Source organism: Sulfitobacter sp. EhC04, from assembly GCF_001650875.1.
Lineage (GTDB): Bacteria > Pseudomonadota > Alphaproteobacteria > Rhodobacterales > Rhodobacteraceae > Sulfitobacter.
This window is the reverse complement of sequence record NZ_LXYI01000018.1, coordinates 23,816-43,761: the sequence shown is the minus strand read 5'-3', so window position 1 is coordinate 43,761 and position 19,946 is coordinate 23,816. Positions and strand designations below refer to the sequence as shown.

The 19,946-nt window shown below is 60.7% G+C and carries 24 protein-coding genes and 1 tRNA gene; 12 read left to right on the top strand and 13 right to left on the bottom strand.

The genetic code is table 11. The features are described 5' to 3' along the window. Position 1 precedes the first annotated feature (1 nt). Genes A8B82_RS09455 through A8B82_RS09445 form a run of 4 tightly spaced genes read left to right on the top strand, consistent with a single transcriptional unit; the run spans position 2 to position 1,872 of the window. Positions 2–187, top strand: coding sequence for a hypothetical protein (locus A8B82_RS09455; protein WP_067291284.1), 186 nt, complete (start codon positions 2–4; stop codon positions 185–187). Between the two features lies 1 nt (position 188). Continuing rightward, positions 189–578 (top strand): hypothetical protein, encoded by a 390-nt coding sequence (locus A8B82_RS09450; RefSeq protein ID WP_067291281.1) that lies wholly within the window; start codon positions 189–191, stop codon positions 576–578. Beyond that, positions 575–928, top strand: coding sequence for a hypothetical protein (locus tag A8B82_RS24505; RefSeq protein ID WP_235604654.1), 354 nt, complete (start codon positions 575–577; stop codon positions 926–928). Before A8B82_RS09450 ends, A8B82_RS24505 begins: the two co-directional genes overlap by 4 nt. Continuing rightward, the gene (locus A8B82_RS09445) at positions 925–1,872 is read left to right on the top strand and encodes a tyrosine-type recombinase/integrase (protein WP_235604653.1); all 948 of its coding nucleotides are present in this window, start codon (positions 925–927) and stop codon (positions 1,870–1,872) included. Before A8B82_RS24505 ends, A8B82_RS09445 begins: the two co-directional genes overlap by 4 nt. 69 nt (positions 1,873–1,941) lie before the next feature. On the opposite strand, the gene A8B82_RS09440 is transcribed toward A8B82_RS09445, so the two are convergent. Further along, positions 1,942–2,018, bottom strand: a tRNA-Arg gene (locus A8B82_RS09440). Between the two features lie 163 nt (positions 2,019–2,181). On the opposite strand from A8B82_RS09440, the gene A8B82_RS09435 reads away from it, so the two are divergent. Next, the gene (locus A8B82_RS09435) at positions 2,182–3,708 is read left to right on the top strand and encodes a peroxidase family protein (protein WP_067291276.1); all 1,527 of its coding nucleotides are present in this window, start codon (positions 2,182–2,184) and stop codon (positions 3,706–3,708) included. Between the two features lie 36 nt (positions 3,709–3,744). On the opposite strand, the gene A8B82_RS09430 is transcribed toward A8B82_RS09435, so the two are convergent. From A8B82_RS09430 to A8B82_RS09385, 10 genes are all read right to left on the bottom strand, one after another. After that, complete coding sequence (locus A8B82_RS09430) at positions 3,745–4,965, bottom strand: cysteine desulfurase (RefSeq protein ID WP_067291273.1); 1,221 nt, start codon at positions 4,963–4,965, stop codon at positions 3,745–3,747. After that, the gene (locus A8B82_RS09425) at positions 4,965–5,543 is read right to left on the bottom strand and encodes a YIP1 family protein (RefSeq protein WP_067291270.1); all 579 of its coding nucleotides are present in this window, start codon (positions 5,541–5,543) and stop codon (positions 4,965–4,967) included. The genes A8B82_RS09430 and A8B82_RS09425 overlap by 1 nt, the downstream gene beginning before the upstream one ends. Then, positions 5,540–6,028 carry a hypothetical protein gene (locus A8B82_RS09420; RefSeq protein WP_067291268.1) on the bottom strand — a complete coding sequence of 163 codons (489 nt, stop codon included), beginning with the start codon at positions 6,026–6,028 and terminating at the stop codon, positions 5,540–5,542. The genes A8B82_RS09425 and A8B82_RS09420 overlap by 4 nt, the downstream gene beginning before the upstream one ends. Beyond that, on the bottom strand, positions 6,028–7,308 hold the full coding sequence (gene sufD / locus A8B82_RS09415; protein ID WP_067291265.1) for a Fe-S cluster assembly protein SufD: 1,281 nt from the start codon (positions 7,306–7,308) through the stop codon (positions 6,028–6,030). The genes A8B82_RS09420 and sufD overlap by 1 nt, the downstream gene beginning before the upstream one ends. Then, positions 7,308–8,063 carry a Fe-S cluster assembly ATPase SufC gene (gene sufC, locus A8B82_RS09410; protein ID WP_067291263.1) on the bottom strand — a complete coding sequence of 252 codons (756 nt, stop codon included), beginning with the start codon at positions 8,061–8,063 and terminating at the stop codon, positions 7,308–7,310. Before sufC ends, sufD begins: the two co-directional genes overlap by 1 nt. A 9-nt stretch (positions 8,064–8,072) precedes the next feature. Further along, complete coding sequence (locus A8B82_RS09405; RefSeq protein WP_067291261.1) at positions 8,073–8,990, bottom strand: FkbM family methyltransferase; 918 nt, start codon at positions 8,988–8,990, stop codon at positions 8,073–8,075. A gap of 65 nt (positions 8,991–9,055) precedes the next feature. Further along, on the bottom strand, positions 9,056–9,250 hold the full coding sequence (locus tag A8B82_RS09400; protein WP_067291259.1) for a hypothetical protein: 195 nt from the start codon (positions 9,248–9,250) through the stop codon (positions 9,056–9,058). Then, entirely contained in the window at positions 9,250–10,782 is a 1,533-nt protein-coding gene (sufB, locus tag A8B82_RS09395) for a Fe-S cluster assembly protein SufB (protein ID WP_067291415.1), read from the bottom strand. The genes A8B82_RS09400 and sufB overlap by 1 nt, the downstream gene beginning before the upstream one ends. Before the next feature lie 18 nt (positions 10,783–10,800). Continuing rightward, a complete protein-coding gene (locus A8B82_RS09390; RefSeq protein WP_067291256.1) occupies positions 10,801–11,898 on the bottom strand; it encodes a cysteine desulfurase family protein in 1,098 nt (365 codons plus the stop codon). Between the two features lie 103 nt (positions 11,899–12,001). After that, positions 12,002–12,460 (bottom strand): Rrf2 family transcriptional regulator, encoded by a 459-nt coding sequence (locus tag A8B82_RS09385; protein ID WP_067291412.1) that lies wholly within the window; start codon positions 12,458–12,460, stop codon positions 12,002–12,004. Positions 12,461–12,648: 188 nt separating this feature from the next. Here A8B82_RS09385 and A8B82_RS09380 point away from each other — a divergent pair, with 188 nt between their 5' ends. The 4 genes from A8B82_RS09380 (at position 12,649) to A8B82_RS09365 (ending at position 15,503) form a co-directional block, all read left to right on the top strand. Then, positions 12,649–13,302, top strand: a complete 654-nt coding sequence (locus tag A8B82_RS09380; protein ID WP_067291253.1) for an alpha/beta hydrolase — start codon at positions 12,649–12,651, stop codon at positions 13,300–13,302. Positions 13,303–13,315: 13 nt separating this feature from the next. Next, entirely contained in the window at positions 13,316–13,555 is a 240-nt protein-coding gene (locus tag A8B82_RS09375) for a hypothetical protein (protein ID WP_067291250.1), read from the top strand. Continuing rightward, positions 13,552–14,145, top strand: coding sequence for an HD domain-containing protein (locus tag A8B82_RS09370; RefSeq protein ID WP_067291247.1), 594 nt, complete (start codon positions 13,552–13,554; stop codon positions 14,143–14,145). Before A8B82_RS09375 ends, A8B82_RS09370 begins: the two co-directional genes overlap by 4 nt. A gap of 143 nt (positions 14,146–14,288) precedes the next feature. Beyond that, positions 14,289–15,503 carry an NADP-dependent isocitrate dehydrogenase gene (locus tag A8B82_RS09365; RefSeq protein ID WP_067291245.1) on the top strand — a complete coding sequence of 405 codons (1,215 nt, stop codon included), beginning with the start codon at positions 14,289–14,291 and terminating at the stop codon, positions 15,501–15,503. Positions 15,504–16,064: 561 nt separating this feature from the next. On the opposite strand, the gene A8B82_RS09360 is transcribed toward A8B82_RS09365, so the two are convergent. Together A8B82_RS09360 and A8B82_RS09355 are read right to left on the bottom strand one after the other, a co-directional pair. Beyond that, positions 16,065–16,859, bottom strand: a complete 795-nt coding sequence (locus A8B82_RS09360) for a class II glutamine amidotransferase (RefSeq protein ID WP_067291243.1) — start codon at positions 16,857–16,859, stop codon at positions 16,065–16,067. A 2-nt stretch (positions 16,860–16,861) separates the two neighbouring features. After that, complete coding sequence (locus A8B82_RS09355; RefSeq protein ID WP_067291240.1) at positions 16,862–17,068, bottom strand: DUF6356 family protein; 207 nt, start codon at positions 17,066–17,068, stop codon at positions 16,862–16,864. A gap of 114 nt (positions 17,069–17,182) precedes the next feature. Between A8B82_RS09355 and A8B82_RS09350 the strand changes: the two genes are divergently transcribed. The 3 genes from A8B82_RS09350 (at position 17,183) to typA (ending at position 19,922) form a co-directional block, all read left to right on the top strand. Then, entirely contained in the window at positions 17,183–17,641 is a 459-nt protein-coding gene (locus tag A8B82_RS09350; protein ID WP_067291238.1) for an Lrp/AsnC family transcriptional regulator, read from the top strand. A gap of 11 nt (positions 17,642–17,652) precedes the next feature. Next, positions 17,653–17,988, top strand: coding sequence for a DMT family transporter (locus tag A8B82_RS09345; RefSeq protein WP_067291236.1), 336 nt, complete (start codon positions 17,653–17,655; stop codon positions 17,986–17,988). A 116-nt stretch (positions 17,989–18,104) separates the two neighbouring features. Then, the gene (gene typA, locus A8B82_RS09340; protein WP_067291235.1) at positions 18,105–19,922 is read left to right on the top strand and encodes a translational GTPase TypA; all 1,818 of its coding nucleotides are present in this window, start codon (positions 18,105–18,107) and stop codon (positions 19,920–19,922) included. The last annotated feature ends 24 nt before the right edge of the window (positions 19,923–19,946 follow it).

The following is a 19,946-nucleotide window of genomic DNA, read 5'->3' as shown; positions in this document are numbered from 1 at the left end:
GATGGGACGGAGAGATGACCTCCCGCACTTCGCCAGCCTGCGGGAGCCGGTGCACGAGGATGACTGGCGGGACAAAGCCCAGATGATCGTGCTGAAACTTTTGGCCGCGGTGTTGGTTCTGACAGCCCTCTACTGCGCCGCCATGATCGTCAGCGTGATCTATCGGATCTGGAAGATGGGAGTTTGACATGACCGCGCAGAAGTACACTGAGACCCAGATCCAAGACGCCATGGCCCTACGTGAGCGGGGCCTGTCCTACGGGCAGATCGCCACGAGGGTCGAGATGACAGCGAAAGCGGTCTCGCACCATTGCCTGATGCGAGGCGTGGACAGCCCAAGTACCGCTGACAAGCCAACGGTCAACAGCAATCCTCGCACCTACTTTCGCAATGGTGTGATGGTGCGTGAGTTCACCCCGGAAGAGGACCGCAAAATCCTCGATTGGGCGCTGGCGGGGATGTCTCGCTATAAGATGGCGCGCCGCCTGGGCCGGGCGAACAATTCTGTCATTGCCCGGCTTGCGACACTGGCCCGCAACGAACAACGGGCCGAGAAAGCATCAGGGGTCGAGATATGAGCCTGGTACGCCTGCTGGACATAAAGGAAGCCGCAAGTGAAATTGGCGTACCGCGCGACTCCCTGCGCAAGGTCGCCGATCTGCACGGCAAGACCATCATCATGGGTCGGGCGGTAAAGCTGCATCCTGATGACATACCGGAGTTGATCGAACTATGCCGCGTAAAGCCAAAGGTGCCCGCCTCCATTGGCGGGACAGAAAAGATGGTCCCTCAGTCTGGGAAATCCGGGACACCGGAATCCTGCCGATCTCGACCCGCACAAATGACCGCGCAGAAGCTGAAATCCAGTTCGAAGCGTACCTCGCGCGGAAGCGCCGCGCAGGTGGTCCCGTTCAACCGGACGAAATGACAGTGAGCGAAGCCCTGAGCATATACGGCGAGGAACATGCCCCATCCGTGGCAGATCCGGCCCGCATCGGCTACGCCATCGAATCCCTCGATCGGTTCTGGGGCGACCTCGCCGTCAACGAAATTTCTCGGGCCACCTGCAAGCGATACGTCGCCGGGCGCGGCGTTGCTTCTGGCACATGCCGACGGGAGCTTGGCGTGCTGCAGGCCGCAATCAATTTCTGCTTTGACGAGGGCTACCTGCTCAGCCCGAAAAAGGTTCACCTGCCCGACGCGGCAGAGCCGACCCATCGCTGGCTCACCCGTCAGGAGGCGGCATGGCTATTGCGTGGGGCCCGCGCACTCAACGCGGACGGAAAGCACCTGGCCGACTTCATCATGCACGGCCTCTATACCGGATCCCGCAAAGCAACGATCCTCGCAATGCACATCGACATCGCATCGGTCCACGGTGGCCGGGTCGATACCGTGAACGGCGTGCTCTACCGCAAGCCCTACGACAAGAAGGCCACGAAGAAGCGGCAGGGAACATCCCGCATCCCGCCAAGGTATCTGGCCCAGCTGCGGCGCCAGGCAACGAACGGGCGGCGCTACGTGGTGGAGCGGACTGTCCAGAAGAAGGTGGACGGCGAAACCGTCATCCAGCGCGGCATGGTGGGTGACATCAAGAAAGGCTGGAAGCGGGCTGTGGAGATAGCCGAGGCCATGGCCAAGAAAGCCGAGATCCAGATTGACCTGACGATGGACACGGAATCGGGCCGCAAGCCGATCACCCCTCATGTCCTGAAACACACCGCCATCACATGGGCGCTCCAGAAAGGCGCGACCATCTGGGATGCCGCCGGCTACTTCGATACGACGACTGCGACGATCGAGAAGGTCTACGGGCACCACAGCCCCGATTACCAAAGCAGCGCGGTTGAAGCCGTGAACAAAAGGGGATGATTTTGGGCCGTTTCCAAACCGAAACCAAACCGGCGGAAAAGTCGTGATGGCTGAAAGGTCAAGGAAATATGGCGGACCATGCAGGATTCGAACCTGCGGCCTCTGCCTTCGGAGGGCAGCGCTCTATCCAGCTGAGCTAATGGTCCACAGATGCTCCTATACATAAGCCGCCCAGCCCCCGCAATGCCTCCGGGTATGGTTTTCCGGACTTATGCAGCGCGGCCAGTATGGGTCAGGATACCCGCATTAAGGGAATCTGTTAACCAGTAGCAGTCAGTGCCTCAATTTTTCACAAAAATGGAGATTAAAATGACAAAGCAATATCACGGGCTGTCACGGCTCGACCAACTCGCCAAGACCTGTCTTGAAGGGAACGGCCCGAATGCCGTCTTTCCCCGCGTGCTGGACAGGATGCTGAAACGCAATCCGGTGCATATCGAGAACATCAGCCACGCCGACGTGATCGACGCGCTGACCGACCTGTCCGTCACCATGGGCAAGGACGATCAGGCCGATGGCCCTGCCGAGGCCGGGATGACCTTTCTTGGTCAGTTCGTGGACCATGACATCACGCTGGACGCCACCAGCGCGCTGGGATCGCGGATTGATCCTGCGACCATCACCAATGTGCGCACGCCCAACCTCGACCTTGACTGCGTCTATGGCGCGGGGCCCGAAGCCTCGCCGCATCTCTACGGCAATGGCAAAGCCGGCGAGTTCCTGATGTTCGGCCGCGAGGAAAACCACCTCGATCTCGCGCGCACCTGTTCCGGCAAGGCGCTGATCGGTGATCCGCGCAATGATGAAAATGTGATCGTGGCCCAGATCCAGAGCATTTTCATCCGCCTGCACAACATCCTGATGTCCTACCGCAAGGAGGAAGGCGACAAGGCCAAGGAGATCAAGGCCTGTGCCATGGCGGGCATGGAGCCGCAGGTCTGGAAAGACCACGTTGTCCCCGCGCTGGAGGACTTTGAACAGGTCCGGCGCTTTATCCGGCTGCATTACCAGTACATTGTCTGGAACGAACTGCTGCCCGCCTTTGTCGATCAGGCCTGCCTGAAAGCGGCATGGCACGGTGATCTGCTGCCGCCGATGGCGCCGGTCATGCCCGTGGAGTTCACCGGTGCGGCTTATCGCTTTGGCCATGCAACAACGCAGTTCCAATACAAGCTGCGCAAGGGTGACACGCCAATGGGCCTGTTCTCTACCCTGGGGTTCGGGCCGCGGCCCGAAAGTGCCAACATGGACTATGACATCATGTTCCACATGAAGGGCGGCACGGCCCATCAACATGCGCGCCCTGTCGGGACCGGCCTGGGGCTGCCGCTGCTCAACCTGCCCTTCGTGCATGACCGCATCCACCTCAAGGACATCGACATTACCCTGACGCTGGACCAGTCCCGCAACCTGGCGCTGCGCAACATGATCCGCGACCGCTATACCTATGAGCTGGCCAGCGGCCAGATGGCGGCGGATCATTTCAAGGTGAGCCAGCGGCCAGCGGTGCCCGACCCGCTCAAGGACAAGGGGTTCAAGAAAACCCCGCTGTGGTTCTACTGCCTGCAGGAGGCCGAGGACTTTGGCGCAGGCAAGCTGACGGGTGTGGGCGGCAACCTTGTTGCGGGGGTATTCGCCAACCTGCTCAAGCGGGACAAGGCCAGCGTGTACCACGTGCCGCATTTCAAACCCTGGCACGGGTTTGGTGGCAACGAAAGCTTGCTGGCGGGCATCATCGCCTTTGTCGAAAAGCATTATGGCGACGTTGAATACGCCAAGAACCTGCGCTGCGGTCCGACCGAGGCGGCATGGAAGGCAAATACGCCAACCGCGTGACCCGAAACTCCCGGTCTCGGGGGTCCGCCCCCGAGATCAGGCAAACAGATCGTGGGCCAGTTCAAGCGCCTCGATCAGAACATCGACTTCCTGCGTGGTGTTATACATACCGAACGAGGCCCGGCAGGTCGCCGTCAGGCCAAGGTGATCCATCAACGGCCCCGCGCAATGGTGACCCGCACGCACCGCGACGCCCTTTTTGTCCAGAATGGTCGATATGTCATGGGCATGGGCCGCCCCGTCCAGCGAAAAGCTGAAGATCGCGGCCTTGTCCGGTGTTGTGCCCTGCAGCTGCAACCAGTTCAGCCCACCCAGTTTCGACACCGCATAGTCGCGCAAATGATCTTCGTGCGCGGCAATGTTCTCCATGCCGATGGCCATCATATAGTCCAGCGCCACACCAAAACCAATCGTCTGCACGATGCCGGGTGTGCCCGCCTCGAACTTCATCGGTGGATCGTTGTAGGTGACGTTTTCCTTGCTGACCTCGCGGATCATGTCGCCGCCCCCGATAAAGGGGCGCATCTCGGCCATCCGCTCCTTGCGAATGTAGATCGCACCGGAGCCGGACGGACCATAAAGCTTGTGACCGGTGATGGCGTAGAAATCGCAGCCAAGGTCGCGCACATCGACCGGCATGTGAACCGCCCCCTGCGAGCCATCGACCAGCACCGGCACGCCCTTGGCATGGGCGGCGGCCGTGATCGTCTTTACGTCAACCTTGGTGCCCAGCACGTTGGACAGCTGCGTGATCGCCACCAGTTTTGTCTTGGGGCCGATGGCATCAATCACCGCCTGCGGGTCCAGCGCGCCGGTGCTGTCGGTATCCACCCATTTCAGCACCACGCCCTGCCGTTCGCGCAGGAAATGCCAGGGCACGATATTGGCATGATGCTCCATCACGCTCAGCACGATCTCGTCGCCCGCTTCCATGCGCGGCATGGCCCAGCCATAGGCGACCAGGTTGATCCCTTCCGTGGTGCCGGAGTTCAGCACGATTTCATCCTCGGACCCGGCATTCAGGAACCGTGCCAGAGTGCCGCGCACCGCCTCGTACTTGTCTGTCGCGAGGTTGGAAAGGTAATGCAGGCCCCTGTGCACATTGGCATATTCCATCGAATAGGCCTGCGTGACCGCGTCGATCACCACCTGAGGTTTCTGCGCCGATGCGCCATTGTCCAGATAGACCAGCGGCTTGCCGTTCACCTCGCGCGCGAGGATCGGAAAATCCTGGCGCAGCGCGTTTACATCATACATCACGTGACTCCCTGGGCGCCCAGCCCGATTAACGTCAACAGGATCCCAAGGCCGAATATCAGCCCGACCGCAGCCGCGATCAGCACCGCAAGCGCCTGCCAGACAGAGGCAAGGTGCATGGCAGCGGCCACGAAATTCAGAAAAATCCAGAAACCCCAGACCGCGACAGCCAGCGACAGCAACAAACCCAGCGCCGGCAACACAAAGGACAGCACGATGATCGCAAGCTGTGCCACGGCGCGCAGGATCTGGAACCAGATCACCAGGGCCAGAACATCGTTCAGCGACCCCGACCCGCCCAGGGCCAGCCCCGCCCAATACATGCCATGCACGTAGATCACCATCATCCCGGCGATGATCACGAACAGCGCAAGTGGCCGTTCGACATAGCCCGGCAAGGGAAATTCGGTATCGGAAGTCTGGAATATCACAAACAGCAAGGCGGCATTGCCGACAGCAACCAGCGCAAGTGCCGTCCAGAGCACGTCACGCGTCAGCCCCAGCGCCATGATCTGCCCTGCCGCATCACGCGGCGCGCGCAGGGTGGTCTGCACCAGCTGTACCAATGCCGGGTTCATCCCGCCTGCTCCACCATCGCGGCGCGGTATCCGGCGGCCCAGAACCATCCGAAGACGCCCAGCCACAACAGCCCCACGAGGTTCAGCTCGATCCCCGGCCCGACAAAACCCGCCGTCAGACCCCAGAGCAACATCACCGGTGCCGCCGCCAGGAGCGCCCAGAACAGCGCGATCCGCGCACCATAGCCCCCCGGCCCGCGCCCAAAGGCACGGCCCGCCAGATGGCTCAGCGCGGCGACGGCGTAAAGGATCAGGGGCGCGATGAACAGCCAGGCCATCAATGTGCCGCCCATCAACATCCCCAGATCTTCACCGGTGACATAGGCCTGCCGCGCCAGACGCGGGGTCTGGGCCACAAAGACCAGCAGACAGCCGATCATCAGATAGATCAGCGCCCGGTCCTCGCGCGCGCCCTGCCCCAGCAGCCGACGCACCACACGCCCCGGCCCCCGGTAGGTTGCCACGATATCGCGTGTCGCCGCCATCAGCCGCGGCGACGGCCCAGCCAGGCGGCCATGCGGGTGTTGATCTCTTCGCGCAGGTTCTCCGCCTCGATTTCCTCTACCGCTTCGGCAAGAAAGGACAGGGTCAGCATATCCGTCGCCTCGGCCAGCGGCACCCCCCGCGAACGCAGGTAGAACAGTGCATCCTCGTCAATCGCGCCCGAGGTGGAGCCATGCGAACAGGCGACGTCATCGGCGTAGATCTCAAGCTCGGGCTTGGCCAGGAACTGGCTGTCTTCGTCCAGCAGCAGCGACTGGCTGATCTGGTAGCCGTCGGTCTTCTGGGCACCTGCCTTGACCAGGATCTTGCCCTGGAACACGCCGGTGGCCCCGTTGCACAGCACCTTCTTGAACACCTGACGGCTTTCGCAGTTCACAGCGTCATGGGTGATAAAGACCGTGTCATCGTGATGAAACGCCCCGTCACCCACGCAGGCCCCGGCCACATGGGCCGATGCGTCATCGCCGGTCAGTTCGATCACGCAGTCATTGCGCGTCATGACGCCGTTGGCGGTCAGCGTGAAGCTCTTGAAGGTCGATTCCGCACCCAGCCGGGCAAAGATATGCGTGGCTGCACGCCGTTCGTGGTCGCGGCCCTGCGCGCGCACCTGGTGAAAGGATGCGCCGTCGCCCACATCGACTTCCATCACCTTGTTGAACCGTGCCGCCGCAGGTCCGTTTTCGAGAACCGTCAGTTCGGCCCCAGCGTCCAGCTTGATCAGATGGTGCAGGATCGCATCGGAAGTGGTTGATTCGTGGCGATAAACGATATTGATCGGCTTGCTTGTCACGCCGGTCACATGAATCAGCATACCGTCAGTTGCAAAGGCCGTGTTCAGCGCCGCCAGGGGGCGGGCCACGGGTGTCTGCCCATTGGTCTCCAGCGTCCCGTAGAGATCGCGCGCCCAGTGCAGATCGCTGTCCGCCTCCGCCAGCCGTTCGATGCGCACCCCTTCAAGGCTGAGATCATCGGAGGCCTCGGCATCAAAGACACCATCGACAAAGACGATTTTCAACCGGTCCAAACCGTCAAACAGCGGTGCCTCGTCGTTCTCGAACACTGCCGCCGGTTCCGGCGCGACCTGGGTCAGCGTATCGGGACGGGTGTACTTCCAGTATTCATCCCGGCGTTCCGGCAGCCCCGTGGCCCGCAGGCGGCGCACCGCATCTTCGCGCGCCGCAACCGACCAGCCCTTGCCCGGCATGCTCAGCGCGGCAATCCGCGCTTCTGTCAGGTTTGGTTTTTCCGCAGTCTGGGCCATTACGCCACCTCGGCCATGATGTCGGCATATCCGTTGTTTTCGACCTCAAGCGCCAGTTCGGGGCCACCGGTCTTGACGATGCGGCCATCGGCCATGATGTGCACCACGTCCGGTTTGATGTGATCCAGCAGGCGCTGATAATGCGTGATGACCAGAAAGCCGCGCCCTTCGGACCGCAATGCGTTGACCCCTTCGGCGACCAGTTTCATCGCGTCCACGTCCAGACCTGAATCGGTCTCGTCCAGGATGCACATCTTCGGTTCCAGCATCGCCATTTGCAGGATTTCATTGCGCTTTTTCTCACCACCTGAAAAGCCAACATTGACGGGCCGCTTGAGCATCTCCGCGTCGATCTTGAGGTCCTTCGCCTTGGCCCGCACCTCTTTCAGGAAATCGGCGGCGGAGACTTCCTCTTCGCCTCGCGCCTTGCGCTGCGCGTTCACGGCGGTCCGCAGAAACGTCATGTTGCCAACGCCGGGGATTTCAACAGGATACTGAAACGCCAGAAACAGGCCCGCTGCCGCACGCTCTTCCGGTTCCATATCCAGCAGGTCATTGCCTTCCAACGTGGCCGAACCTTCAGTCACCTGATAGCCGTCCTTGCCCGACAGCACGTAGGACAGTGTCGATTTGCCAGACCCGTTTGGCCCCATGATCGCATGAACCTTGCCGGCCTGCACCTCAAGATCGACCCCTTTCAGGATCTGCTTGTCTTCTTCCTCGAGTTTTACGTTCAAATTCTTGATGCTCAGCATTTCGTTCTCCTAGATGGTCTGCGGACGGGCCGCGATGTCGGGTTTCCCTTTGGCGCGGAGCCATTTGGGAAGTTTGTCGAAAAATTCTGTCGGTGCTGCCTCGGGCAGAAGGCCGCGCCGCACAAGTTCGTCCATACACCAGATCGTCAGGTCCAGACTGTCGAATACGCCCGCAGCCGCAATGGCAAGCTGTTTGACCTGTTCGTCGCTCCATTGCGGCAGGGTAAGCGGATCGCGGATATAGACGACGTCCCCGTCCAGCATCTGGTTGCGCAGGCGTGGATTGTGCATTTTGCCGCGTTGTGAATTGGCAACCGCGTTGGATTTCACAAACATCAGTTTGTGCAGGGCAAATCCCTGGCTGCGCAGTTCGATATCAATATCCGCCCACAGCGCCTCACCCTCATATATCCGCGCAAAGCGGGCTTCGGTGATGATTGCGACAGCGTCGGACAATTTGGTGCGCCCGTGCTGAAACACGTCCATTTCACCGCCCTGAATATCAATCTTCAGCACATCGGGGCGAGGCAGGGTTTGATCATCCAGATCATCCAGCGCAACGACATCAATTTCGACCCCGTCGCCCTGATTGGCCGACCAACCGGGATGACCCAGAAAGGCCACAGCCTCGGCATCGACTTTCAGAAGTGAGCCCAGACCGGACCGCAGGTGAGGATAGAACACTGCCTTGCCCGGTTTGCCCACGGCTTCCTGCACGTAGTGCGTCCCTTCCTGCCGGTTTTCCATCAGAGCGGCAAAGGCCCCTTCATCGGGCTCGAATCCCCAGATTTCGGCCCCACCCATCTGGAGAAGCGAGACGTAAGATGGCGTGTTGATCGGATTTGCGCCCACATCCACAATCCGCAGCGGCCGCGCCGGGCGGATGACCTCGCGCAGTTGGGCCAAGCGGCCCTCAAGCGTTCGCATGGACGCTTTCTTATTCGACGTTGCGCTGTCTTTCATTGCGAAAGGAACTCTCTCACCAACTGGATTTAACTGTCGTCACGATCTGAACCGCGAAACATGATCAGGGCCACTTGGATGGCGGCGTAAAACAGCGCGAACATGATCGTGCTGAACATTGCCTGTATCATCTGCTCCTGCCCGAACCCTTCACCACGCCAAAGCAGAATGATCACGAAGAAGATCGCGCTTGAGACAGCGGTGCGAAGGGTCACCTGACGCATCAGCCGACCGACCCTTCAAGCGAGATCGCCACCAGCGCCTGCGCCTCCATGGCGAATTCCATCGGAAGGGCCTGCAAGACGTCCTTGCAGAACCCGTTGACCACCAGTGCCACGGCCTCTTCCTCGTCCATCCCGCGCGAGCGGCAATAGAACATCTGGTCATCATCGACCTTCGATGTCGTCGCCTCGTGTTCCACGCGAGAGGAGTTGTTCTTGACCTCGATGTAGGGCACCGTATGCGCCCCGCATTTGTCGCCGATCAACAGGCTGTCGCACTGGGTATAGTTCCGCGATTCCTTCGCCTTGGGGTGCATCGACACCAGCCCGCGATAGGTGTTCTGCGCGCGGCCCGCGCTGATCCCCTTGGACACGATCCGCGACTTCGTGCGCTTGCCCAGATGCACCATCTTGGTGCCGGTGTCGGCCTGCTGCATGTTGTTGGCGATGGCGATGGAATAGAATTCGCCCTGGCTGTCGTCGCCGCGCAGAATGCAGGACGGGTATTTCCAGGTCACGGCAGAGCCGGTTTCCACCTGGGTCCACATCACCTTGGCCCGGTCGCCCCGGCAATCGGCGCGCTTGGTCACAAAGTTGTAAATCCCGCCCTTGCCGTTCTCGTCACCGGGATACCAGTTCTGCACGGTGGAATATTTCACCTCCGCATCTTCTTCGATGATGATCTCAACCACCGCTGCGTGCAGCTGCGATTCATCGCGCTGCGGCGCGGTGCAGCCTTCGAGGTAGGACACATAGGACCCCTTGTCGGCGATGATCAGAGTCCGCTCAAACTGGCCGGTGTTTTCGGCATTGATGCGGAAATAGGTCGACAGTTCCATCGGGCAGCGCACACCGGGCGGCACATAGACAAACGAGCCGTCGGAAAACACAGCCGAGTTCAGCGTGGCATAGAAATTGTCCGACACCGGCACGACCGAGCCGAGGTATTTCTTGACCAGCTCGGGATGTTCGCGGATCGCTTCGGAGATCGAACAAAAGATCACGCCAGCCTTCTTCAACTCCGCCTGGAACGTGGTGCCGACAGAGACGGAATCAAACACCGCATCCACCGCCACCTTGCGGCCCTCGGCGGGCGCGTCCTCCGCCCCTTCGACACCGGCCAGGATCATCTGCTCTTTCAGCGGAATACCCAGTTTCTTGTAAGTTTCCAGCAGCTTGGGGTCCACGTCGCCCAAGGATTTGGGCTTTTCCGCCATGCTCTTGGGCCGGGCATAATAGAACTGATCCTGAAAATTGATCTCAGGGTAATCCACCATCGCCCAGGTGGGTTCCTTCTTGGTCAGCCAGCGGTCATAGGCTTCCAGCCGCCAGTCGGTCATCCATTGCGGTTCTTCGTTCTTTTCGGAAATCAGCCGCACGATGTCGGGCGACAGGCCCTTGGGCGCATAGTCCATCTCGATGTCGGTGGACCAGCCGTGCTTGTACTTGCCACCCACTTCGCGCACCGCATCCACGGTATCCTGATCGACGCCTTCCTTGACGTTGTCATGTTCTTTCACGATGTCCAAAGTCATCACCCTTTCCCGCAGCACTCAAGCCGCTCGTTGTTCGTGTCGTTTCAGTTTCGCAGCCCATGCATCGGCAAAGCGCAAAACATCGTTCTCAGTTGTCTCCAGCCCCAGCGAGACTCGAATGGCGCTTGCTGCCTCAGTGCCTTCATATCCCATGGCACGCAACACGTTGCTTGCCTTGACCTTGCCGCTGGAACAGGCCGACCCTGCGGAAATGGCAAATCCTGCAAGGTCCATCTGCATGACCTGGGTTTCGCCCTTCCAGCCGTCGGTCAGGACGCAGGAGGTATTGGGCAGGCGCGGCACCTCTTTCCCGACAAAAATAGTCTTCTTTGACGCCCCCGCAAGGGCCTCCTCCATAAGATCGCGCAACTGTGCGACCTGGTCCCAGGCCCCGCGCGCAACATCCTGTGCCGCTGCCTCTGCCGCGGCACCAAACCCGGCAATCCCGATGATGTTCTCGGTGCCCGAGCGGCGGTTCATCTCCTGCCCGCCGCCGCGCAGGATCGGTGCAGGGTCCTGGGCGGTAAAGTTGATCAATGCGCCCACCCCCTTTGGCCCGCCCAGCTTATGCGCCGACAGAATGGCATAGGACGGCGTTTCGTCTTCATAGACCACCGGCATCTTGCCCGCGACCTGGGTGATATCGCAGACCACCGAATGCCCGGCCCAGCTGCCCGCCACATGGCCTCCGGACAGCATCACGCCGGTCTCGCTGTTGGCCGCCGACACCGCCACCAACCCCTCGGGCAGCGCCGCGCGCCAATCCGGTGCCAATCGCCCCTCAAGGTCAAATACCGACCGCAAAGCCTGCTCGCCCCACACGCCCAGGCAGTCATGCTCTGTTGGCAGCGCCGAAAAGCTGCCGCCGTGCCGCGCCTTCTGCGCCACCGCAAGCGCTGCCGCCTCGGTCGCGCTGCCGGTAAAGATCACCTGTGACACCTTGCAGCCGACCAGCGCCGCAACCTGCGCCCTTGCGCGCTCCACCAGACCTTTCGCCGCGCGCCCCTCGGCATGCACGGAGGACGGATTGCCCACAACCTCCATCGCCGCAACCATGGCCGCCCGCGCCTCCGCCCGCAAAGGCGTGGTGGCATTATGATCCAGGTAGGTTCTCATCGTTTCTTTTTGGCCCCAAATATTCCCAGGGGGTTTGGGGGACAGCGTCCCCCATCCAGCCATGGATCGTGTCGCGCTTGCGCGGCCTTCAGATCACACGACATCACTCGTCCACCACCGCAAAAAGGTTCGGCACCGCCGGACAGGGGGCCAATTCGTTCGAGATCACGTCCGACAGCCGGGTCTGGTGCAGGAACACATAGACATGTGCGCTCAGCCCCTGCCACAACCGGTTGGTCAGCGATTGCGCGCGGCTGCCCGACAACCCGCCTGAGGCCCCGGCACCCTTGTGCATTGCATCGACCTTTTCATCGACTGCGGCCAGGATATCGACCACCCGGATATCCGACGGCGGCCGCGACAGCCTGTAGCCGCCTCCGGGCCCGCGCACCGATGCCACCAGTTCGGCGCGGCGCAGCTTGACGAACAATTGCTCCAGATAGGGCAAGGAAATCGACTGCCGCTCCGCGATATCGCCCAGCGACACCAGCTTGTCTCCCGGTTGCAGTGCGATATCGGCCAGCGCCACCATCGCATAGCGTCCCTTTGTCGATAGTTTCATATCCGACCGTCCCCATTCTGCCCGCATTGATTGACGCGGGCGCGTGATGCGCATACATCCCTTTTCTGATCCGGTCCTACGGCCCGGCCCATACAGATTAGAACCGTTCTAAAGTGCCTGAGTGAAGTCGTCAACTATAGACCGCGCCATTCTGCCCAGCCATTTGGAACCCGCAAACAGGGACGCCCATGCCAGAGGTTATCTTTCCCGGACCAGAAGGCCGGCTCGAAGGCCGCTATCACCCGCAAAAAGAACGCGACGCGCCCATCGCCATTGTGCTGCATCCACATCCGCAATTCGGCGGAACGATGAATCACAAGGTTGTCTACAACCTGCATTACGCCTTTTACAATATGGGTTTCACCGTGCTGCGGTTCAACTTCCGTGGCGTCGGCCGCAGCCAGGGGGAATACGACCAGGGCATCGGTGAATTGTCGGATGCCGCTTCGGCGCTGGACTACCTGCAGTCGATGAACAACAACTCGAAACACTGCTGGGTCGCCGGTTTTTCCTTTGGCGCATGGATCGGCATGCAACTGCTGATGCGGCGCCCGGAAATCACCGGCTTCATCTCGGTCGCGCCCCCCGCCAACATGTATGACTTCAGCTTTCTCGCGCCCTGCCCGTCATCCGGTCTGGTGATCAACGGCACCGCGGACCGCGTGGCACCGCCCGCGGATACCGTCAATCTGGTCAGCAAGCTGCACGAGCAGAAGGGCATCACCATCACCCATGAGCAGGTCGAAGGTGCCGGGCATTTCTTTGAAGAGCCGCATATGGACACGCTGATCGGGACAACAACCGACTACGTCAAACGCCGCCTGACCGAAACCACCCGCTGACAGGAGCACCCGCATGGCCGACCCGGTCGTCATCGAAATGGCCAACAAGCTGGCCGAGGAATGTCTGGCCGTCCAGACCGAGACCGGCGAGGACCGCCTGTTCATGGAGGTCGGGAATGTGCTGGGGGCCTCCTCGCAGACCCTCGAAGAAGCCTTCCTGACCGCCATCCGCACCCGGATGGCCAATGATCAGGGCCGCGCCTTCCTGCGCAAAAAGCTCAAGTCCCACCGCGAAGCGCATCCCAAGGCATGACGGAGAAAAGCCGTCTCGACCGGCAGATCGACTTTCTGGTCGAGGCCGACAAGCTCAAGAACACCATCCGGGCGACCGAACTCTGCGACGGCTCGCGCAATGAGAATTCCGCCGAACATTCCTGGCATCTGACGCTCTATGCCCTTGTGCTGGCGGATCAGGCCGGTCCGGAGGTTGACCTCTCCCTGGTGATCAAGATGCTGATCCTGCACGATCTGGTGGAAATCGACGCAGGTGACAATCCGATCTTCGGCGACCTGGACCACGCCGCGATCGAAGCCGCCGAACAGGCCGCCGCCGACCGCATCTTTGGCCTGCTGCCGGAGGATCAGCGCGATCATCTGCGCGCCATCTGGGAGGAGTTCGAAGCCGCCCGGACCCCTTCTGCCCAGTTCGCCAAGTCGCTGGACAGGTTCCAGCCGCCGATGCAGAACCTCGCCAGCGGCGGCGGCAGCTGGACCGATTACGACGTGAGTGAACAGCAGATCCATGACCGCGTCGGCAGCAAGATCGTCATCGGTGCCCCCGGTCTGTGGGATTACGCAAAAGCCCGGATTGCGGCGTTTTTCGCCACGCAAAAATCCACCTGACCGCCTGCACGGCACATATTCCCGGCATTTACACCGGAATATACAAATCAAGTTCTGTATACTATCGTATACCGCTTTCCCCTGCCCGCGTTTTGCGCTATGCGCGGCGCAACGCATCTTCATAACCGAAAGGGATAGGCTTCATGTCAAAGATCAAGGTAGAAAACCCCGTCGTCGAGTTGGACGGCGATGAAATGACCCGGATCATCTGGGATTTCATCAAGAAAAAGCTGATCCTGCCCTATCTCGACATTGACCTGAAATACTATGATCTGGGCATCGAGGCGCGCGACGAAACGGACGACCAGATCACCATCGACGCCGCCGAAGCGATCAAGAAATATGGCGTTGGCGTCAAATGCGCGACCATCACACCGGATGAAGCCCGGGTTGAGGAATTTGGCCTCAAGAAGATGTGGCGTTCGCCCAACGGCACCATCCGCAACATCCTGGGCGGTGTGGTGTTCCGCGAGCCGATCATCTGCAAGAACGTGCCGCGCCTTGTGCCCGGCTGGACCAAGCCCATCGTCATCGGCCGTCACGCTTACGGTGACCAGTACCGCGCCACCGACATGAAATTCCCCGGTGCCGGCACCCTGTCGATGAAGTTCGTCGGCGAAGACGGCACCGTGATCGAGGAAGAAGTGTTCAAGGCCCCTGCATCGGGTGTCTACATGGCGATGTACAACCTTGATGAATCGATCAAGGACTTTGCCCGCGCCTCCATGAACTATGGCCTTCAGCGCGGCTGGCCGGTGTACCTGTCCACCAAGAACACAATCCTCAAGAATTATGACGGCCAGTTCATGATCCTGTTCCAACAGGTCTTTGACGAAGAATTCGCCGACAAGTTCAAGGAAGCGGGCATCACCTATGAGCACCGCCTGATCGACGACATGGTCGCTTGTGCGATGAAGTGGAACGGCGGTTATGTCTGGGCCTGCAAGAACTACGACGGCGACGTGCAATCCGACACCGTGGCGCAGGGCTTTGGCTCGCTGGGTCTGATGACCTCCATCCTGATGACCCCCGATGGCCAGACCGTCGAGGCCGAGGCGGCGCATGGCACCGTGACCCGTCACTACCGCCAGCACCAGAAGGGCGAAGAGACATCGACCAACTCCATCGCGTCGATCTATGCCTGGACCGGGGGCCTCAAGCACCGTGGCAAGCTGGACGGCAATACTGCGCTGACCAACTTTGCCGAAACCCTGGAGAAAACCGTGGTGGACACGGTCGAATCCGGCTTCATGACCAAAGACCTGGCGCTGCTGGTCGGCCCCGATCAAAAGTGGCTGACCACCATGGGCTTCCTTGAGAAAGTCGACGAAAACCTGAACAAGGCCCTCAAGGGTTAAGCGACAAAAAGGCCGCAGCGATGCGGCCTTTTTCAATCCTGCCGACAGGTGTCGAACATCACACGCTTTTGACTGTCACGTCGTGAGCCTGTCCAAAATGGCAAACCGGACCTTAATGCAGATCGCGGCGAATGGCGTGAGAGAGTCAATCTTACATCCCGGACGTGAAGCGCAAGCCGGGCCATCGCCTGCCCGGGGTGGGCGATGCTGACCTCTGTCCATGCCACTTTATTTCTCAGCCATGATGATCCCTATCAGAGACATACCCAGCCTCACCAAATCGCCTACCGTCATGCCAAAGGCATGCCGACGATCAAGGGCGCACCTTTGGTGCGACCGGCGGGCAGGCGATGGCCCGGCGCCTTCGGCTTGTTCCGGGCTTCGCGTTCCACTGATCAACGGCAGCAAAGTCCCCGCGCAGCAGACCTTCACAGGCTGCGCACCCAAGGTCCGCTTCGGTTCAGAAATGCTTGACGTCTGGGCCAGTATGGTGTGACGCCCCCCGATGACGGGCGCTTTGTAACCCGCAGCAGCCACAGCCATATTCCACAACAGAGGGTGTCACGCGGCAATTACATGGCTGTTGCAGGCAAACGGCGTGATCTCGCATTGGTCGCGGGTAAAGCGACAGAAACTGCCCTTGGGCACTTCGATCCAGTCGCCCTGCACCTGATCATAGGGTTCGGACACCACCGACCAGCCCTGCCAGTCTGCGTTCCAGCGGTAAAACAGTGAGGGTGCCAGATCATCAGAAGCGTAACGAATGGCATAAAGCGTTTCACCATCGCTGAAGGCTGCGGCCAGCCGCATATGCGGCGAATGCCCATGGGCGCGTGCCAGGGCTTCAAAGCGGGTCACCGCCTTGCGCATCGCTGGCAGCGGATCTTCTGCCAGCCCAAACCCACAGGCCACCAGAAACAGGGCTTCACTGTCCGTGGCACCCTTGCGGTGCGCGTAAAGCTCTGCCGGGATCATCATATCGGCGTCCTTGCGAAACTGCTCGAAACCGCCGACCTGCCCATTGTGCATGAAACTCCAGCGGCCCTGAACAAAAGGGTGGCAATTGTTGCGGCTGGTCGCGGTGCCGGTGGAGGCGCGCACATGCGCCAGAAACAGCCGCGCGCTGACCTGATCGGCAAGGGAATGCAGGTTCGGGTCAGACCATGCCGGATAAACATCGCGGTAGAGGCCCGGATGGGGCTGTTGATCGTACCACGCCAGGCCAAAGCCATCCGCGTTGATCGCTGTCTTGCAATGCGCCGCTTCGCGCGATTGGCGGATCAGCGAATGATCCGGTGCGGTCAATATCTGGCTGAGCTGCAAGGATGCGCCCTGCCAGGCTGCCCATCGACACATGTTCAGCTGCCCCGGTTGTGGGTGCGGGCATAGAGCCTGGCGATGATGCCACTGGCGGTCTTTTCGAACAGGCAGGGGATCAGGGCGTGGACCAAAGCCGCACCGGCGGCAGCAAACAACAAGCCTGAAAACCGCAGCGCGAACAGCATATGCTCGAAAAAGCCTTCATCGACCTTGGCGGGGTGGTCCAGAAACACGCGGGAAAACATCCGTCTCTCCTTTTTATGGGTTGCGGGCAACCTACGGTATCTGGCGCGAGAAGTTATCCCAAAGGTATCAGATTTCGCCTTGATGTTGGGAAATTATCCCATCATTGTCATTCCATGAATGATATCGACAACATAGACCGCCGTATCCTGGCAGAACTGCAACGCGACGCGGAACAGTCGCTGGAAACACTTGGCACCGCCGTGGGCCTGTCGCGCAACGCCTGCTGGCGACGCATCCGCCAGATGGAAGAGGCAGGCGTGATCAAGGGGCGCGTGGCCCTGCTGGATGCCGCCCGGCTCGGCCTGCCGCTGACTGTCTTTATCCAGGTCCGCACCAATGCCCATGCGCCCGACTGGCTGGAGCGGTTTTCCACCGCCACCCGCGCCATGCCGGAGATCATGGGCGTCTACCGGATGTCCGGCGAACTGGACTATTTGATCCGGGCGCAGGTTGCGGATATGGCGGGGTACGACCGCCTTTACCAAAGCCTGATCCGCAAGGTGCCGCTGTCCGATGTCTCGGCCAGTTTCGTCATGGAAGAGATCAAGGAAACAACCGCCCCGCCCCTGTAAGGACCTCCGCCATGCCGCTGCATTATGTCTGGCTCTTTATCGCCATCCTGACCGAAACCGTTGGTACAACCGCGCTTCAGGCCAGTCAGCAATTCACCCGGCTCTGGCCCTCTGTCTGCGTGGTGCTGTTCTATGGCGCGTCGTTCTATTTCATGGCGCTGGTGCTCAAGGTGATGCCGGTGGGCATCGTCTATGCAATCTGGTCCGGTCTGGGGATCGTGTTAATCGCGGGCATCGGCTATGTGCTGTTTGGTCAGCGCCTTGACCTGGCCGCCGTTCTGGGGCTGGCCCTGATCATCGCGGGCATCCTGGTGATCCACCTCTTTTCCGCCGCCGAGACGCACTGACGCAGCGGAACAGGGCAACAGGGCACCAAGATGAAACGGCCCCAAACGCATTAGGGCTGGCCTTTGCTGCGTCTGCACGGTATGGCGCGCGCAACTCCCGCAAAAAGGCTGACCCCATGGACCTGCGCAATATCGCAATCATCGCACACGTTGACCACGGCAAGACGACACTGGTGGACGAATTGCTCAAACAATCGGGCACCTACCGCGAAAACCAGGCGACCACTGAACGCGCCATGGACAGCAACGATCTGGAACGCGAGCGCGGCATCACGATCTTTGCCAAGCCGACATCGGTCGAGTGGAAAGGCACGCGGATCAACATCGTCGACACCCCCGGCCACGCCGATTTTGGCGGCGAGGTGGAGCGTATCCTGTCCATGGTGGACGGCGTGGTGCTGCTGGTGGATGCCGCCGAAGGCCCGATGCCGCAAACCAAATTCGTGACCTCCAAGGCGCTGAAACTGGGCCTGCGGCCCATCGTGGTGATCAACAAGGTCGACAAGCCCGACGGTGAACCGGATCGCGCCCTGGACGAGGTGTTCGACCTGTTTGCAAACCTCGACGCCAGTGAAGAACAGCTTGATTTCCCGGCCATGTACGCCTCTGGCCGCGCTGGTTGGGCGGATCACACGCTGGACGGGCCGCGCAAGGGTCTGGACGCCTTGTTCGAACTGATCCTCGAACATGTCCCGGCACCCAAGCAACTTTCGGATATCGACCAGCCCTTTACCATGTTGGCCACCACCCTTGGCGGTGACCCTTTCCTGGGGCGCCTGCTGACCGGCCGGGTCGAATCCGGCACGCTGAAAGCGGGCCAGACGATCAAGGCAATGTCGCGCGACGGCAAGCTGATCGAAAACTTCCGCTGCACCAAGATCCTCGCCTATCGCGGGCTGGACCAGACCGCCATCGACCTGGCGGAAGCGGGCGATATCGTCTCCATTGCCGGCATGACCAAGGCGACCGTGGCCGACACGCTGGCCGACCAGACCGTGACCGAGGCGATCCCGGCACAGCCGATTGACCCGCCCACCATCACCGTGACCTTCGGGATCAACGATTCCCCGCTGGCCGGGCGCGATGGCAAAAAGGTGCAGTCCCGCGTCATCCGTGAACGCCTGCACAAGGAAGCGGAATCAAACGTCGCCATCAAGATCAGCGACACACCCGGCGGCGAGGCATTCGAGGTTGCCGGACGTGGCGAATTGCAGATGGGTGTTCTGATCGAAAACATGCGCCGCGAAGGCTTCGAACTGTCGATCTCGCGCCCGCAGGTGCTGTTCCAGGACATCGACGGCGTGCGGCATGAGCCGATCGAGGAAGCCACCATTGACGTGGATGACGAATATTCCGGCGCGGTGATCGAAAAGATCACCGGCGTGCGGCGCGGCGAGCTGGTCGAGATGAAACCGGCAGGCGCGGGCAAGACCCGCATCGTGGCCCATGTCCCCTCGCGCGGGCTGATCGGCTATCACGGCGAATTCCTGACCGATACGCGCGGCACCGGCGTGTTGAACCGTGTGTTCCACAGCTGGGCACCGCACAAGGGTCCGATCCCCGGACGCCGCGCGGGCGTGCTGATCTCGATGGAAAACGGCACCTCGGTGGCCTATGCCCTGTGGAACCTCGAAGAACGCGGCCGGATGATGATTGGCGCTCAGGCCGATGTCTATACCGGCATGATCATCGGCGAACATTCGCGCGACAACGACCTGGAAGTGAATCCGCTGAAAGGCAAGAAACTGACCAACGTGCGCGCCTCCGGCACCGATGAGGCCGTGCGCCTGACCACGCCGATCACGCTCTCACTGGAAGAGGCAATTGCCTATATCGACGACGATGAACTGGTCGAAGTCACGCCAAATGCAATCCGGCTGCGCAAGCGCTTCCTGGACCCGCATGAACGCAAGCGGATGGCCAAATCCGCCTGACGGCGGATTCCGGGGCGCTGCCCC